Source organism: Lactiplantibacillus modestisalitolerans, from assembly GCF_005405425.1.
Lineage (GTDB): Bacteria > Bacillota > Bacilli > Lactobacillales > Lactobacillaceae > Lactiplantibacillus > Lactiplantibacillus modestisalitolerans.
Genome location: NZ_BJEA01000011.1, coordinates 67399 through 83943, shown reverse-complemented (window position 1 = coordinate 83943; position 16545 = coordinate 67399). Strand labels below are relative to the sequence as shown.

Below are 16545 nucleotides of genomic sequence, written 5' to 3'. Positions count from 1 at the left end.
ACCTTTACACAATCTTTACATAACCCATATCAAGCATTTACACAAACTTTGTATTATTGATATTGAGCAATGGGTAGGAGGTATTTTGTTATGAAAAAAAGTCGGGTCATCCAATTACTTGGACTGATCGTGATCGGTGTTTTGGTCGGGTTTGGCTATACGAACCGTGAAAAGACCAACGCCGGGCAGTCAATCACCGCAGTTGGGTCCACCGCTTTACAACCATTAGTCGAAGCTGCCGGTGAACAATATAGTAGTAATCATGCGGGTGTCTTTATTAATGTGCAGGGCGGTGGTTCCGGGACCGGCCTTAGTCAAATTCAATCCGGCGCCGTCGCGATTGGAAATTCAGATATTTTCGCTGAAGAACAGAGTGGCATTCAAGCAAGTAAGCTAAAAGACCATCGGGTTGCCGTTGTCGGAATTGCGCCAATTGTAAATAAGCAGGTGGGCGTCTCCAACTTAACGCAACAACAATTAATTGATATTTTTACTGGCAAAGTTAAGAATTGGCGTGAGGTTGGGGGTAACAACTTACCAATCACGCTGATTAACCGTGCTCAGGGCTCCGGAACGCGTAAGACCTTCGAAAGTTATGCGCTGAAAGGTCATGCGAGTGCGGATTCACAGGAACAAGACTCATCGGGGCTAGCGCGTTCAATTGTCGCTAGTACGCCGGGAGCGATTAGTTACGTCGCCTTTTCATACTTAGATCAATCGGTTCAAGCCGTCCGCGTTGACGGGGTGCGCCCAACTGAAACCAACGTCCGCCAAAACCGGTGGTACATCTGGTCATATGAACATTTATACACGGGGCAACGGCCTAATCAACTGACTAAGCAGTTTATTGATTACGTCTTATCACCCGCGGTACAGCAAAAATTAGTTAAGCAACTCGGTTATATTTCCGTCCATGAAATGCAAGTGCAACGGAGTGCAGCCGGTAAAGTTACGGCAGTGAAATGAGGGGGAGCGCATGGATAAGATTCGCGAAAGTTTATTAAAAAAATCGCTCGCAAGTAAAATTGAACGGCGCGGGAAGGCGGTCAGTCTATTTTGTTTAGCACTGATCGTTGGCGTTGTTTTCTTGATCTTTTACTTTGTGGCGTCACGGGGATTAGCAACCTTTTTCCAAAACCATATTAATTTATGGCAATTTTTAAGCGGTACGGAATGGAACCCGGGCACGACTGGTGCTAACGGTCAACCAGACGTCGGGGCCTTACCTATGATTGTCGGGTCATTTTTGATTACGATTTTATCCGCCTTGATTGCGACCCCGTTTGCGATTGGAACGGCGGTCTTCATGACTGAAATCTCACCACGACGCGGGGCTAAGGTTTTACGGCCGGTTACTGAATTGCTGGTTGGGATTCCATCCGTTGTTTACGGGTTCATTGGGTTACAAGTGGTCGTTCCGTTTGTCCGCCACACGTTTGGCGGCAGTGGTTACGGCATCCTGTCCGGGACTTTCGTCCTATTTGTCATGATTTTACCAACCGTTACGTCAATGAGTGCCGATGCGTTGAATGCCGTTCCGCGGTATTACCGCGAAGCGTCGCTCGCACTAGGCGCAACCCGTTGGCAAACGATTTATAAAGTCGTGCTACGCGCGGCGATTCCAGGAATGTTAACGGCGATTGTCTTTGGGATGGCCCGGGCGTTTGGGGAAGCCTTAGCCGTTCAAATGGTTATTGGGAACGCGACGTTGTTACCACATAACCTTGTATCACCGGCCTCGACGTTAACCAGTATTTTAACGATGGGCATCGGGAACACGGTAATGGGGTCGTTACAAAATAATGCGCTCTGGTCGTTAGCGATGATTCTATTGTTGATGTCCTTGGTCTTCAACCTGGCAATTCGCTACATTGGTCGAAAGGGGAAATTGAACAATGAACGCTAAACGAACGGATAAAATTGCAACTGGCATCCTGTACGGCGTGGCCGCACTGGTCGTCATTATTTTACTGGCGTTGCTCGGTTTCATTTTAATTGAAGGGGTGCCGAAAATTTCCTGGCACTTCCTAACGGCACCCGCGTTGGCCTTTGAAGCTGGCGGTGGGATTGGAATTCAACTCTTTAACTCTTTCTACCTATTATTCTTGGCGCTGTTGATTTCATTACCGATTTCATTGGGAGCCGGGATCTATTTGAACGAATATGCGCCCCAAAATACGGTAACGAGTTTAATTCGCACGACGATTGAAATTTTAAGTTCACTACCGTCCGTGGTTGTTGGCTTGTTTGGGTACTTATTCTTCGTGGTCCAATTCAAGTTAGGCTTCTCAATTTTGTCGGGGGCGTTTGCCTTAACTGTCTTCAACTTACCAATTTTGACCCGGAGTATTGAGGAAGCCCTTGCCAACATTTCTGATAGCCAACGGGAAGCGGGCTACGCTCTGGGACTTTCACGGTGGGAGACGGTTACTAAAATCGTGGTACCAGCCGCCTTACCAAGCATTATCACCGGGATCGTTTTAAGTGCCGGTCGAATCTTTGGGGAAGCCGCAGCATTAATTTACACGGCGGGTCAAAGTGCCCCTGCGCTTGATTTTAGTGATTGGAATCCATTCAACATTAGTAGTCCGTTAAGCCCGTTACGGCCCGCTGAAACGCTTGCGGTTCATATCTGGAAGATTAATTCGGAAGGAATTATGCCGGATGCCAAAGCGGTTTCAGCTGGTTCTTCAGCAGTCTTGATCATTGCGGTCTTACTCTTTAACTTCTTAGCCCGCTGGCTCGGAAAACGGCTCTACAAGCATTTAACTGCAGAATAAGGAGGACTTTGCATGGCAGCTAACAATTCAATGACAACGGATCAACGGAACATTTTGAAGTTTGATCCCCAACAACACGAAATCGCCCTAGCAACGGAGGACCTCCACGTTTATTACGGCAAATCGGAAGCTATTTCCGAAGGTGACTTGCAGTTTGAACGCTATAAAATTAGTGCGTTGATTGGACCGTCTGGTTCTGGTAAATCGACCTATTTGCGGTCACTTAACCGGATGAACGACCGGATTGCAACCGTTAAGGGTAAAATTATGTATCGTGGGTTGGATATTAATAGTAACGATATTGATGTTTACGAAATGCGCCGACACATCGGGATGGTTTTTCAACGACCAAATCCGTTTGCGAAGTCCATTTATGAAAACATTGCCTTTGCGCTCCGGCAACGGGGTGTCAATGATAAGAAGGAATTAGATGAAATCGTTGAGCGCTCCTTGCGTCAAGCCGCCATGTGGGATCAGGTCAAGGACGACTTAAATAAAAGTGCCCTCGCCCTTTCCGGTGGCCAGCAGCAACGACTGTGCATTGCCCGGGCGATTGCCATTAAGCCGGACATTCTCTTATTAGATGAACCGGCGAGTGCGTTAGACCCAATTTCGACGAGTCAAATTGAAGATACGTTATTGGAGTTGAAGCAGAACTATACGATCATCATCGTGACCCACAACATGCAACAAGCTGCCCGGATCAGTGATTACACGGCATTCTTTAACCTCGGAAAAGTCTTAGAATATGCGGAGACTGGTGACATTTTCACTAATCCACAGGTTGATTTGACCAATGATTATATTTCTGGGAACTTTGGATAAGGAGGGCGCTTGATGAGTACAATTTTAACAACTGAAAACTTACACCTGTTTTACGGTAAAAACGAAGCCCTCAAGGGAATTAATATGAGCTTTGAGAAAACCGGGATTACCGCGTTAATCGGGCCTTCTGGTTGCGGTAAATCGACGTTTTTACGGTGCTTAAATCGGATGAACGACTTAATTCCTAACGTCACGATTACTGGGAACGTTCAATTTCACGATACCAACATTTACGCCCCAACGACCGATACGGTTCAATTACGAAAGGAAATTGGGATGGTCTTTCAACAACCGAATCCGTTTCCGTTTTCCATTTACGAAAACGTGGTTTATGGCTTACGGTTGGCCGGTGTTCGGGATAAGGAAAAGTTAGACGCTGCCGTGGAAAAAAGTTTGAAGCAGGCGGCCATCTGGGACGAAGTTAAGGACCGGCTACACGTCAACGCTTTGGCGCTGTCAGGTGGGCAACAACAACGGGTTTGCATTGCCCGGGTATTAGCCGTTGAACCAGAAATTATTCTGCTCGACGAAGCGACCAGTGCCCTGGACCCCGTCTCAAGTCACCAAATTGAAACGACGCTATTGAACTTGCGGCATGATTACACTATCATTACTGTAACCCATAACATGCAGCAGGCTTCACGGATTTCTGATCGGACGGCGTTCTTCTTAAATGGTGAGTTAATTGAAGTTAACGATACGAAGCAGATTTTCATGAATCCGGCTAAGCAAGAAACCAATGACTACATCTCAGGACGATTTGGTTAGGAGGAGTTAATAATGCGACGACTATTCGACGATGAGTTAAATGATATTGATGCTAATTTCACTGAAATGGGAATGATGGTTAGCGAGACGATTGAAAAAGCGGTTAAAGCGTTTATTGATCATGATCGCGAACTAGCCCAAGAAATCATTGATGATGACCGCCAAATTAATCAGCGTGAAGTTGAGTTGGAACAAAAGTCATTTGAAATGATTGCGTTGTATCAACCAGTGACGTCCGATTTACGTGAAATTGTGACCATTTTAAAGGCCGTTTCTGAATTGGAACGGATGGCGGACTACGCCCGTAACATTGCACGGGCCACGATTCGGGTGAAGGGGCATACCCGGGTTCCTGAAATTGAAGCGGAATTATCCGAAATGGGTAACCGGGTTCGGAAAATGGTTGAAGAAATGCTCGCTGCTTACGTTAAAAGCGATGACGTGGCGGCGCGTGAAGTGGCCGCTAAGGTTGCCAAGGTGGCGGAACTGCACGATGACATTAATCGCAACGGAATTACGCACATGGAACACGACCCCGAGACCGTGATTGGGTCAACGGGCTACCTCAAAGTTGCGAGTTACCTAATGCGGATTGGGGCCCTCGTGACGAACGTTGGGGAATGGATTGTTTATCTGAACACCGGCGAAATCATTGAATTGAATGCTTAAATCGCTTTCAAATGCGCTACAATAACTCCTAAATAATCTCTTAAGCCGGTTCGTGGCGTTTGCAACCGGCTTTTACTATTAGTAGAATATAATTAGTATTAGGTTATTTTAAGGAGTAAATTATAATGAAAACAAATTCAAAACGAAAATTAACAAAGTCGACGAACCGCGTCCTGACGGGGGCCCTCGGTGGGATTGCTGAATACTTAAACTGGAACGCAAACGTCCTCCGGGTCCTTTACGTGATTTTAACAATCGTCTCGCACGGTTTTGGTATCTTGTTGTACATCTTGTTGGCCGCCATCATTCCTAACAAACCTGAAAACGCGGGCTTTTTTGAACAAATGCGTCAGGCTAGTCAGGGGGGCGCGACGAGTCAGCCAGCCCGGAAGACTAAGGGGCGTAAGGAAATCCATAACGTCCATGAAGAAGATGAACCGCGGCATCAAGACTAATGGAGTGAATGAGTAGTGACTTTTTGGAAACGAATTTTAATTAACACGGTTCTATTCGTTGCAATTGCGGGCTTCTTTCAAAGTAGCTTCCACGTGGCGAACATCTGGATCGCGTTGTTAGCGAGCTTTGTCTTGGCAATTCTGAACGCAGCGGTTCGGCCTATTCTGCTGATTTTGTCTTTGCCAATTACGCTCTTGACCCTGGGGCTATTCAGTATCGTGGTGAATGGTTTTATGCTCCAGATGACGTCATACGTGGTGGGTCGTGCCAATTTTGGTTTCTCGAGTTTTGGTATGGCGATGCTCGTTTCAATCTTGATGTCTTTAGCTAACGTAATTGTCTCTAATTTTTTTGCGAAGAATGGAACCAATGGTGAATAAAGCGCTTTAAAGTGCTAAAATTAGGAAATAGGAATGTTCCGTTTTCAGTCATAAGGGTGTGACCGCTTGAAAGGGTAGTACAATAGTATTACTGGACAATGCCGGCCACCTCTTTTTTTGACGATACGGTTTAGGAGGGATTAACTTGGCAGAAAGTGTAACGGTTGCCGATTTAGTAAAGAACACCCGCCTCGAAGTTTATCACGGTGCGGATCTGTTAACAAAGAAGGTTATCACGACCAGTGATATTTCACGTCCAGGGTTAGCGTTAACGGGGTATTTTAATTATTATCCGCGCGAACGGGTGCAACTTTTAGGTAAAACTGAAACCGCTTATTCCAAAAATATGAGTCATGATGAGCGTTTAATGATTTTCCGGAAAATGTGTCAGCTAACCACCCCAGCCTTCGTGATTTCAACTGGGCTACCGGTTCCAAGTGAGTTGGAACAGGCGGGACACGAGAACGGGGTTCCGATTTTAGGAACTAAGATGACTTCGTCCCGGATTTTGAGTAACATGACTAACTACCTCGAAGGGAAACTCGCCGAACGGCAGTCCGTGCATGGCGTATTGGTTGATATTTACGGTCTCGGGGTGCTGATTACCGGTGATTCCGGTGTTGGGAAGAGTGAAACCGCGTTGGAACTCGTTAAACGTGGTCACCGGTTAATTGCGGATGACCGGGTTGATGTTTACCAACAAGACGAACAAACGTTAGTTGGGGAAGCCCCTAAAATCTTGACCCATTTGCTAGAAATTCGCGGAATTGGGATTATTGACGTTATGAACTTGTTCGGTGCCGGCGCCGTTCGGCAGGATACGGACATTGACCTCATCGTTCACTTAGAGAATTGGACGCCTGATAAGCAATTTGATAGACTAGGAAATGGAGAACAATCGCGGAAATTCTTTGACGTGGAAGTTCCTGAAATTTCGATTCCAGTTAAGACTGGGCGGAATCTCGCAATCATTATTGAAGCGGCGGCCATGAACTTCCGTGCTGAAAGCATGGGTTACGATGCCACGAAGGTCTTTGATGATAATTTAAACTCCCTGATCAAGGAAAATTCAGCGCACGATTCTCACAAGTAATAAGGGAGATGGCAATAGCTTGAAAACCGTTTTGGGGGCATTGAACCCAATTGCATTGCGGCTTGGGCCAATTCAGGTCCACTGGTACGGCGTGATTATTGCGAGCGCCGTTGTGATTGCGGTCGCATTAGCCGTCCGGGAAGGTCAGAAACGCGCAATTCGTCCCGATGATATTTATGATATGATTTTGTGGGCGTTACCGTTTACGTTGATTGCCGCGCGGCTGTACTACGTTGCTTTTCAGTGGTCGTATTATAGTCAGAATCCGGGTGAAATTATTCGGATTTGGGACGGGGGCATCGCGATTTATGGTGGCCTGATCGGCGCAGCCATTGTCGTTGTTCTCTTTTGTCGGTCGCGGTTTGTGCCCGTTTGGCTCATGCTGGACGTGGCGGCACCGACGGTCATTATGGGCCAAGGAATTGGTCGTTGGGGTAACTTTATGAACCAAGAAGCGTTTGGTCGGGTGACCAGCCTGAGCTTCTTGCAGGGGCTGCACTTACCGCAATGGCTCATCAATCAGATGTACATTGATGGTGCTTACCGGCAGCCGACGTTCCTGTACGAATCCGTTTGGGACTTGCTGGGGTTCGTCTTGCTAATGGTTACCCGGCACCGCCGCGGTTGGTACAAGCAGGGCGACGTTTTCCTAACGTACGTTGCTTGGTACGCGTTTGGGCGGTTCTTCACTGAAGGAATGCGCACCGATTCGTTGATGTTGTTCAACACGATTCGGATTTCACAAGCGTTGTCGGTGGTGCTCTTTATCGGGAGCATTGGGTTGATGGTTTGGCGGCGACGCCACACCAATCAGCGCTGGTATTTGGACGGTTCCGGCCAGAAAATGGTTACAGAAAATCAGTAGATTAGAGGGTTATTGGAATGACAGAAAAAATTGCGGTACTCGGTGCCGGCTCGTGGGGCAGTATTTTAGCTAACTTGCTCGATGAGAATGGTAACGAGGTGCGCTTGTGGTCCTATTCACCAGCGCAAGTGGCAGAATTAAATGAACACCATACGAACGAAAGTTACGTCCATGATTTTCACTATTCAGAGTCATTACGCGCTTATTCTGATTTGGCGACGGCCATTGACGGTGCCGCAGCAATCTTATTCGTGGTACCAACCAAAGCCATCCGCAGCGTTGCACAACAAGTTACGGCCGTTTTGCGCCAAACTAAGCAACAACCAATCATTATTCATGCCAGCAAAGGGTTGGAATTAGGGACGCATAAGCGCCTTTCACAGGTTTTGGCGGAAGAAATCCCCGCAGACCTCCGACGGGCCATCGTAGTCTTATCGGGCCCGAGCCATGCCGAGGAAGTGGCCAAGCGCGATATCACGCTGATTACGGCTGCTAGCGCGGATGAAACGGCGGCTAAGGCCGTGCAAGGCTGGTTTATGAACGACTACTTCCGAATCTACACCAATGATGACGTCATTGGCGTTGAACTGGGGGCTGCACTCAAAAATATCATCGCGTTAGGTGCGGGTGCGTTACACGGACTCGGCTACGGTGATGATGCTAAGGCGGCCTTAATGACCCGGGGGCTGGCTGAAATCAGTCGCTTAGGGGTTGCGCTTGGGGCGAAGCCTTTAACGTTCATTGGGTTATCGGGGGTTGGTGACCTGATCGTAACGGCAACGAGTGTCCACTCGCGGAATTGGCGTGCCGGAAATGAACTCGGTGCGGGTCAAGACTTGAAGACGGTCATTGATACGATGGGAATGGTCATTGAAGGAATTCCATCGACTAAGGCCGCGTACGAATTAGCTCAGCAACAAAAGATTGAAATGCCAATTACTGAGGCCATTTATGATGTATTATATAATGGTGCCGATATTAAGGAAGTTATTCCACAATTGATGCGGCGTGAGGGGAAACCTGAGCTTCAGTAGGTGTTTGAACCTATAATAATATTTCACTATTCTTAGGAGGATTATCACATGTCTAAAGTTAGAAAAGCCGTTATTCCAGCGGCCGGTTTGGGAACTCGTTTTTTACCTGCTACTAAAGCGATGCCAAAGGAAATGTTACCAATCGTTGATAAGCCAACGATTCAATTCATCGTTGACGAAGCCCGGAAATCTGGGATTGAAGATATCGTTATCGTAACGGGGAAGAGTAAGCGCAGTATCGAAGACTACTACGACTCCAACCCAGAATTGGAAGATAACTTACGTGCTAAGCATAAGGAAGAAATGTTGAAACTCGTTCAGGAAACGACCGACATCAACTTGTACTTCATTCGTCAATCACACCCACGGGGCTTGGGGGACGCCGTTTTAACGGCTAAAGCCTTCGTTGGCGACGAACCATTCGTGGTTATGCTTGGTGATGACTTGATGGAAGATAAGGTGCCGTTGACTAAGCAATTGATGAATAGCTACGATAAGACGCACGCATCAACCTTAGCCGTTATGAAGGTTCCTCACGAGGAAGTTTCTAAGTACGGGGTAATTAATCCTGAAAGTGAAAAAGAACCTGGTTTGTTCAACGTCAATAACTTCGTTGAAAAACCAACGCCTGATGAAGCCCCAAGTGATTTAGCTATTATTGGTCGCTATCTCTTAACTCCTGAAATTTTTGATGTTTTGGAACATCAAAAACCAGGGAAGGGTAACGAGATTCAATTGACCGACGCCATTGATACGTTGAACAAGACGCAGCGCGTCTTTGCCCACGAATTCAAGGGGACGCGGCACGACGTTGGTTACAAGTTTGGTTACTTGAAGACCAGCATCGAATACGGTTTAACCCATCCAGATGTTAAGGACGATTTACGGGCTTACATCAAGGACTTAGGGACGAAGCTTGCCAAAGAAGATACGGCAACGCCAAAACCAACTAAGAAAAACACGAAATAAGACCTGTTAAAGTTAAAAAAGCACCCCAACGGTGATCATCGTTGGGGTGCTTTTTTAAACGCCAAATAATGAATTGCAAGAAACGTAGCGGACGTTACCGGTCGGCCTTTAGTTTGAATAAATGCGGTTTACCGTAATAATAGCCTTGACGTAACGGAATTTCGAGTTGGTCAGCGAGCTGATCCTCAGCGTCGTTTTCAACCCCTTCTAGAATCAAGCGGAGGTCGTGCTTGTGAGCCACGTCCCGCCAAAAGGTTAGTTCCTTTGGGATTTCCGCCTCGCGGCCTTCCTTCCGAAAGTTTTGCATTGCAAATTTGATTTCTTCAGCCGAGGAGAGTAGGGGCTTAATATGGTCGTAAACGTTAATCCCCGTTCCAACGTCGTCCAGACTAAACTCTAAGCCGTGGGCCTTGTAGTTATCAACTTGCTTTTGCATCGCTTCCAATGAATAATGGCCCTCACCAGGCTCTTCGGTCACTTCCACAATGACCTTGATTGGAAATAATTTCTTTTGTGTTGCGATGACGGCGGTTGCGATGTCGTCATTTAAAAATTGCTTGCGGTTAAAGTTAATTGAAACCGAACCAATCTTTAGTGCTAGTTCACTAGCAGTCGCTTTGAGTAGATTAACCTGAACGTCAATCGGAATTTTTTCAAAACTTTCCGGTAAGGTCCACCGGTCTAGCTCAGTTTCGCGGTAGCGAATGAGCATTTCGTAGCCAATCAGTGAATTATTGAACTTATCAAGCTGTGGCTGAATAAAATAACGGTACATTGGCGCACCCCTTTATTAAGTATGACGAATGTAACATTCCCCAGCCACTATCATAACTCAAATAACGCATTAGTGGAATTATCTAAACCCATAACTATCTAGTTGCTTGCAATGGTCAACGAGTTATATAGTTATCGTGGTGTATTTAATTGGTACGGACCTGTAAATTGTGCAAGATTAAATACTTCAAGAGTTAATCCCCTATTTGATCTGAGATGGGTTAAAATATGGGTAATATCTGATATGAAACGGTTGATATTAATAAGGAGGATCTGGGGTATGAAAATAGTAATTGTGGGATGTACGCACGCTGGAACGGCAGCGGCCGTACAGATTTTAAAAGATCATCCTGAAGCGGAAGTGACGATTTATGAACGGGACGATAACATTTCGTTTCTGTCTTGTGGGATTTACTTGTACTTAGGAGGAAAGGTCAACCGCCTAGAAGACATGTTCTATTCATCACCAGCAGACTTAACTAAACTCGGTGCGGTGGTTAAGACGAAACACAACGTGCTAAAAATCGATGCCAAAGCCAAAACGCTTCAAGTGGCCGATATGGCTAGTGGGGAAGTTTTCAATGATACGTACGATAAGTTAATTATGACAACTGGCTCCTCGGTTGCGGTTCCGCCAATTTTCGGAATTGATGAATCGAAGGTGTTATTGTGTAAAACTTATCAGCAGGCCGAAGAAATTTATGAAACGGCTAAACACAACCGCCGGATTGCGATCGTCGGCGCCGGCTACATTGGGACTGAATTATCTGAAAGTTACGCCAACACCGATCACGAGGTGACCCTCTTCCAATCACACGACTCAATTTTAAACCACTATATCAGTAAAGAAATGTCTGATAAGGCGGTTAAGGTGCTTCAGGACCACCACGTAAACGTGCTCCTTAATCATCGCGTCACCGCCTTTACTGGCAACGATCAGGACGAATTGGTGATTGAAACGAATCAGGGAGACTACGTTGCGGACCTGGCCATCGTTGGGATCGGCTTTGTGCCAACAACCGAACTGTTACGAGGACAGGTCGAAATGGATAAGCACGGGGCCATCATTATTAACGACTACGTTCAAACGTCGAACCCGGACATTTACGCGGCCGGCGATTCCTGCGTCGTAAACTTTAACCCAACTGGTAAGTCGGCGTACACCCCGCTAGCAACGAACGCGGTGCGTCAGGGGGCCTTAGCCGGAATGAACGTTTTTGGTAACCAGCAGCGTTACATGGGGACGCAAGCCACTTCGGCAATGCAGTTGTTTGACCATACGCTGGCAACGTCCGGCTTAACGCTTGAAAACGCCCGGATTGCCGGGATTCCTGCTAAACGGGCCACCTTTGAAGGTACCTGGCGTCCAAGCTATATGCAATCAACGGGGCCCCTCACGATTGAGCTGGTATACAACCCCGACAATCGCAAAATTTTGGGTGGTCAGTTCTGGAGCACCCACGAAATTTCACAGTCGGCCAACGCCCTTTCGATTGCCATTCAAAATGGGAATACGATTGACGACTTAGCCTTTGTGGACATGCTCTTTTCACCAAATTTTGACGATCCGTTTAACTATTTAAATCTAGTCGCGCAAATTGCCGTTGAGCAGGAACGACAAGCGGGACGGTCCCAGGCCCGAATTACCGCTCCGGGCGATTGGGCTAAGCAGAATGATGACACGTTACCGAAGCAAAATTAGACGATGCTGGTGGCTTGGATTAGGCTTACTCCTGCTCGGCATGTGCTTAACCGGGTGCCAGCAGCGGGTGACCGTGGCGACACCAACGCAAGCGCCCCGGGGGTTCGTCGCATCAGCTAACGGTGCCACGGCCACTGATCGGCGGCGGGCTCAGCAAGTGGCTCACTTTGTTCAAACTAAGTTGGTCACGAAACAGGGGGTCCGCACGAACTATTTAGATTCGAAAAAACGGACGGGCGCGGTTGCGACGGGGCACGAGTTGTTGAGTGAGTCTTCCGGCATGTGGTTACAGTATTTAGCGGCGACGCATCAGTGGGGGGCGTTTCGCGATTTTTATAGCGCGACGAAACGTACCTTCGATGATCGGGGACAGTTCAGTTACCGTTACGACCCCCGTACGAAGAAAAAAGCCGCCGTTAACGCCACCCTGGATGATTTGCGCATTATTCGAGCGTTACTCGCTTATGACGAGGCGTACGGTACTCGGTATTATCGCAAGGAAGCGACGAACCGCTACCAGACGCTCGTTAACACGAGCTTAAAAGATGGTCAGTTAGTTGATTATTATGATATGCATTCGCGTAAGGCGGCTAAAACGGCCAGCCTAGCGTACTTTGATTTGAAAACGTTGCGCTATTTTGAGCGGGACACCAAAACGGGGCGTCAGCAGTATCGGCGACAGGTCAAAGCGGTTCAGGGCGGCTATTTGGGAGACGCGTTTCCGTTGTATGCTGCGAGCTATCAGTGGACCACGGCTGCTTATAGTGACAAGGATTTGAATACGTCCGAAGCCCTTGAAACGCTACTGCACTTGGCGGAGGTCGGTAAACTGAAAGCGACGAGCCGTAACTGGCTCATTCAACGGGTTCGTAACCGCGACCTGCAAAACGGTTATACAACGCTCGGAGTGGTTAGTGTCCGCGGTGAGTCCGCGGCGAACTACGCGTTAGCGGCAATGATTTTTGCGACGCTCGGCGAGTCGAACCATTATCAGCAAGCGCTGCGGGCCGCCTGGCGGGCACAAATTACGGATGCAAGCTCACCGCTAGTGGGCGCGTTGGGGAACGCTAAGACGCAAAAAGTCTACGCGTATAATAACTTAACCGTATTGAACGCGGTTTTGAATTGAGTTAATGATTGGGGGACTGGTGATGAGTGTAGGGCAATTGAAACGATTGGGCGCGCGGTGTGGCACTCAAATTAAGCGATTATTACCACCACCAGTTTTTGCCGTTTTACTGTGCGCGTTGCTCGCGGGCTTTCTGTGCTTCGTCCCGCCAATTAATGGTTTGGCGGACAACGGGGATTTTTACCGCGTGATGTACACGAACGGGATTTATAAATTATTAGGTACCGACTACCATTATTTTGACTACGTTACCCAGAAGTTTGGGTTGATGAAGTATTATAACGAGTATCGATCAGTCAACTTTTCGTCGCAGCCTCTCTTTGTACGGCTAGCGGTCCTTTTAAACAAGCTTTTTTACTCCAAGACGGTCTTTGATATCCGGTGGATGGGCGTGGTGAACTACGCCTTCTACCTCGGCAGCATTTACTTGCTGACCGACGCCCTCACGTACCCGGTTAAACGCTGGCGCAATTACGTGATCGCCGGCTTAGTCGTCTTGGTTTTTGGCGACTCGTCGTTTACGCTCTATTTTAATTCGTTTTTTGCGGAGCCCCAGATGTTGAGTTTAACGTTGTACGCGTTTGCGGCCATCCTGTTACTGGCGCGTCAGCGCTACCGGCGACGGTGGCCACTTGTGCTGCTCTACGTTGTCAGCAGTGTCTTGTTAATTACGAGTAAGTCCCAAAACGCACCGCTCGCCCTAAGTTTAATCGTTGTGGCCATCGGACTGTTTTTCCTACCGCGCTTTAAGGCGCAGCGGGTGGCGCTAATCGGAGCCATGCTGGTGTTACTCGTTACGGGGGGCTTGACCTATATCCTGATTGGGAAAGAATTTGTGGATATTAACTCCTATCAAACTTTTTCGCACGGGGTGCTGACGCAGACCGATGACCCTAGCAAGGCGCTTGCTAAGAGCGGGGTTGACCAACAGTACGCCCTAATGCAGAACCAAGATTACTATGCCAAGCAGTTTGCGACCATCCGTGCGAACGGCCCCTACGTTAAGCATAATCTCCTGAACCAAGTCGACTTTGGGTGGGTCGTTAAATATTATGCGACCCATCTTAAACAGTTCGGCCGCTTGCTGGACCTAGCCGCCGCTGACGTTATGATTACTCAGGTGAAGGCGGTTGGCGACTACGTGCAAGCTTCGGGAGCCCCGCCCGGTAAGCAGGTGACGTTCTTTACGCTGTATAGTCAGGTCGCGGGGGCCTTCTTCCCGCAAAAGTTTGCGTTTAATTGTTTATTGGCACTCGCCCTGATTATGGTGTACGCGGTGGGCTTTTATAACGATTTGAAAGCCGGTGCGTTTGAAGGAATTCTGCGCTTCTTCCTCGTATTAGGTTACCTGACAATGTTTATTTTTGTCCCGGTAATCTCGATTATTGGTGACGGGGATGCTGACCTGGCCAAACACCTCTTTATGGTTCCCGTTAGTATCGATTTGATTTTTCTATTATTCGTTAGCGATTGCCTGAATCACCGGCTCTGGCACGCTTACCGGAAGGGGGGCGCGTAGGGTGCGCAGCTTACGAAAAATCATCATGCTGTTAGTGGTCCTCGTGGCGGGCACCTTACTGGGTGGCCGCGTTGCGCAGGCCCAGACGACCCGAGTGCTCCTCGTTTACGATTCACAAAACGTCGCGAATAACGGTGAACGCAAAGTGGCCGCTATGCAGCGGATTTTAACCAGTTTAAAATTGACCGTGAAAACGCAGGCGGCGGCCGACTACCAAGCTGGGACCTTGCGCGCTTATCAAGGGGTCGTTACAATGATCAATTGGCCGCAGGTTGGCTTAGAAAACGCGGCCTTTCTGCGGGACCGAAGCCAGTTTAACGGCGTACAGTTGCACGTGGGTGCGAACCTGACGAGTGCCGAAGCGCGGCACTTGGGGGCAACGCCGGTTAAACTGTACCATCAACAACTGATTTTGCAGAACCGCCAAAAAACGGTTCAGCAACTGCTACCGTTTAGTGACACGATGACGGTGCTACGGGACTTGCCAACTGGCACGCGGGTAGCGGGGTACTTACAGTCGCAAGGACAACCGAAGCAGCGCTACCCGTATGGAAGTGTGACGGGTAAGTTTGGTTATTTACCTTATTTTAAGACCGATGGGTACAGCTTGATGATGGCGACCCAGACGATTGCGCAACTGTTCGGCCGGCAGGGGCACTACCAGCCGTTACTGACCATTACCAAGGTCACGCCGTATAGCAACTTGGCGTTATTAGATCAGCTTAGCCGCTACTTGGCTCATCAGGGAATTCCGTTTGCCGTCAGTACGACGACCGTCGGTGAGAACGGTCACTTCAAAGCCTTTAAGCGCTTTGCCAAAACGCTGCGCTTGGTTGAAAACCGCGGGGGCGTCATTTTCCTGAAGACGCCGGTTGCGGGGGGCGTGACTGCTAAAAGTGGTCAGACCCTCAACCAGTTGATGGACAGTTACGTCATTCAACTGGCGCAAAACCAAGTTTATCCGGTCGGTATTAGTACGTCGATATTTTGGAACCAGGACCGCCTTTATCGCCAGTACGGCTTAAAACGGACGAACCAAATCCTATGGCTACCCAATCCCGCCGAACTAAACTATGCGGCGCAGGATAATCAGGGGGCGCGGTTTGACCACAATTTGTACGGCGTTGCGGCGAGTTCGTTTGCGACGGTTCAAAGCGGCCCGGCCCTGGGCAAGTTGGGGTTGGACTTTGCGTTACCAACCGCTTTAACCTTTACGATGCCGAACAGTTCGCGCAGCCTGGCTAATTTTAAACGGCGGGTGCAGCAACTGAATTACGAGTGGGCGGACCCGGCGCAACAAATGGCTGCCACCCACTTGACTGGTGGCTCGACGACGGTGGCTTATCGCCACGGGAACTACTTTTTAAACGGCATGGCGACGACGGTGACGAATCAAACCATCGAAACGGCCAAGCTGGACGCCATTAAACCGGCTGAAAATTGGATGAACCGCTTCTTTAGCATTCAGGGGAATTTCTTGCTGATCTTTTTCGCCGTTACCGTGGTCATCTTCGCGGCCTTCATCTTGTTAGGTCGCCGGATTTATTTAAATAAATTTAAGCGTCATAAATAACGTAGGGGG

Annotated in this window: 17 protein-coding genes; 16 read left to right on the top strand and 1 reads right to left on the bottom strand. The window is 48.3% G+C overall.

Features of this window, described 5'->3' with window-relative positions:
• Positions 1-90: 90 nt before the first annotated feature.
• The 12 genes from FFM79_RS07350 (at position 91) to galU (ending at position 9839) form a co-directional block, all read left to right on the top strand.
• Complete coding sequence (locus FFM79_RS07350) at positions 91-966, top strand: phosphate ABC transporter substrate-binding protein PstS family protein (protein ID WP_137642828.1); 876 nt, start codon at positions 91-93, stop codon at positions 964-966.
• A 10-nt stretch (positions 967-976) separates the two neighbouring features.
• The gene (gene pstC / locus FFM79_RS07345) at positions 977-1906 is read left to right on the top strand and encodes a phosphate ABC transporter permease subunit PstC (RefSeq protein WP_137642827.1); all 930 of its coding nucleotides are present in this window, start codon (positions 977-979) and stop codon (positions 1904-1906) included.
• Positions 1896-2780, top strand: coding sequence for a phosphate ABC transporter permease PstA (gene pstA / locus FFM79_RS07340; RefSeq protein WP_137642826.1), 885 nt, complete (start codon positions 1896-1898; stop codon positions 2778-2780). The genes pstC and pstA overlap by 11 nt, the downstream gene beginning before the upstream one ends.
• 12 nt (positions 2781-2792) lie before the next feature.
• A complete protein-coding gene (gene pstB / locus FFM79_RS07335; RefSeq protein ID WP_137642825.1) occupies positions 2793-3605 on the top strand; it encodes a phosphate ABC transporter ATP-binding protein PstB in 813 nt (270 codons plus the stop codon).
• A gap of 12 nt (positions 3606-3617) precedes the next feature.
• Positions 3618-4373 (top strand): phosphate ABC transporter ATP-binding protein PstB, encoded by a 756-nt coding sequence (pstB, locus tag FFM79_RS07330; protein ID WP_137642824.1) that lies wholly within the window; start codon positions 3618-3620, stop codon positions 4371-4373.
• Positions 4374-4385: 12 nt separating this feature from the next.
• Positions 4386-5042 carry a phosphate signaling complex protein PhoU gene (gene phoU, locus FFM79_RS07325; RefSeq protein ID WP_137642823.1) on the top strand — a complete coding sequence of 219 codons (657 nt, stop codon included), beginning with the start codon at positions 4386-4388 and terminating at the stop codon, positions 5040-5042.
• A 125-nt stretch (positions 5043-5167) separates the two neighbouring features.
• A complete protein-coding gene (locus FFM79_RS07320; RefSeq protein ID WP_137642822.1) occupies positions 5168-5497 on the top strand; it encodes a PspC domain-containing protein in 330 nt (109 codons plus the stop codon).
• A gap of 15 nt (positions 5498-5512) precedes the next feature.
• Positions 5513-5878, top strand: a complete 366-nt coding sequence (locus FFM79_RS07315) for a phage holin family protein (protein WP_137642821.1) — start codon at positions 5513-5515, stop codon at positions 5876-5878.
• A 145-nt stretch (positions 5879-6023) separates the two neighbouring features.
• A complete protein-coding gene (gene hprK / locus FFM79_RS07310; RefSeq protein WP_137642820.1) occupies positions 6024-6971 on the top strand; it encodes an HPr(Ser) kinase/phosphatase in 948 nt (315 codons plus the stop codon).
• Between the two features lie 19 nt (positions 6972-6990).
• A complete protein-coding gene (gene lgt, locus FFM79_RS07305) occupies positions 6991-7836 on the top strand; it encodes a prolipoprotein diacylglyceryl transferase (RefSeq protein ID WP_137642819.1) in 846 nt (281 codons plus the stop codon).
• A 17-nt stretch (positions 7837-7853) separates the two neighbouring features.
• Complete coding sequence (locus tag FFM79_RS07300; RefSeq protein WP_137642818.1) at positions 7854-8870, top strand: NAD(P)H-dependent glycerol-3-phosphate dehydrogenase; 1017 nt, start codon at positions 7854-7856, stop codon at positions 8868-8870.
• A gap of 48 nt (positions 8871-8918) precedes the next feature.
• Entirely contained in the window at positions 8919-9839 is a 921-nt protein-coding gene (gene galU, locus FFM79_RS07295) for a UTP--glucose-1-phosphate uridylyltransferase GalU (protein WP_137642817.1), read from the top strand.
• Positions 9840-9933: 94 nt separating this feature from the next.
• Here galU and FFM79_RS07290 read toward each other — a convergent pair whose 3' ends face one another.
• Positions 9934-10614: an EAL domain-containing protein gene (locus tag FFM79_RS07290; RefSeq protein ID WP_137642816.1), complete on the bottom strand. Its 681-nt coding sequence runs from the start codon at positions 10612-10614 to the stop codon at positions 9934-9936.
• A 279-nt stretch (positions 10615-10893) separates the two neighbouring features.
• Here FFM79_RS07290 and FFM79_RS07285 point away from each other — a divergent pair, with 279 nt between their 5' ends.
• The 4 genes from FFM79_RS07285 to FFM79_RS07270 are packed head-to-tail and all read left to right on the top strand — an operon-like array spanning position 10894 to position 16536.
• Positions 10894-12315: an FAD-dependent oxidoreductase gene (locus FFM79_RS07285; RefSeq protein WP_137642815.1), complete on the top strand. Its 1422-nt coding sequence runs from the start codon at positions 10894-10896 to the stop codon at positions 12313-12315.
• A complete protein-coding gene (locus tag FFM79_RS07280) occupies positions 12287-13444 on the top strand; it encodes a glycosyl hydrolase family 8 (protein WP_137642814.1) in 1158 nt (385 codons plus the stop codon). The genes FFM79_RS07285 and FFM79_RS07280 overlap by 29 nt, the downstream gene beginning before the upstream one ends.
• Positions 13445-13466: 22 nt before the next feature.
• A complete protein-coding gene (gene wsfD / locus FFM79_RS07275) occupies positions 13467-14963 on the top strand; it encodes a glycan biosynthesis hexose transferase WsfD (RefSeq protein ID WP_137642813.1) in 1497 nt (498 codons plus the stop codon).
• 1 nt (position 14964) lies between these two features.
• Positions 14965-16536 (top strand): hypothetical protein, encoded by a 1572-nt coding sequence (locus FFM79_RS07270; RefSeq protein WP_225424399.1) that lies wholly within the window; start codon positions 14965-14967, stop codon positions 16534-16536.
• The last annotated feature ends 9 nt before the right edge of the window (positions 16537-16545 follow it).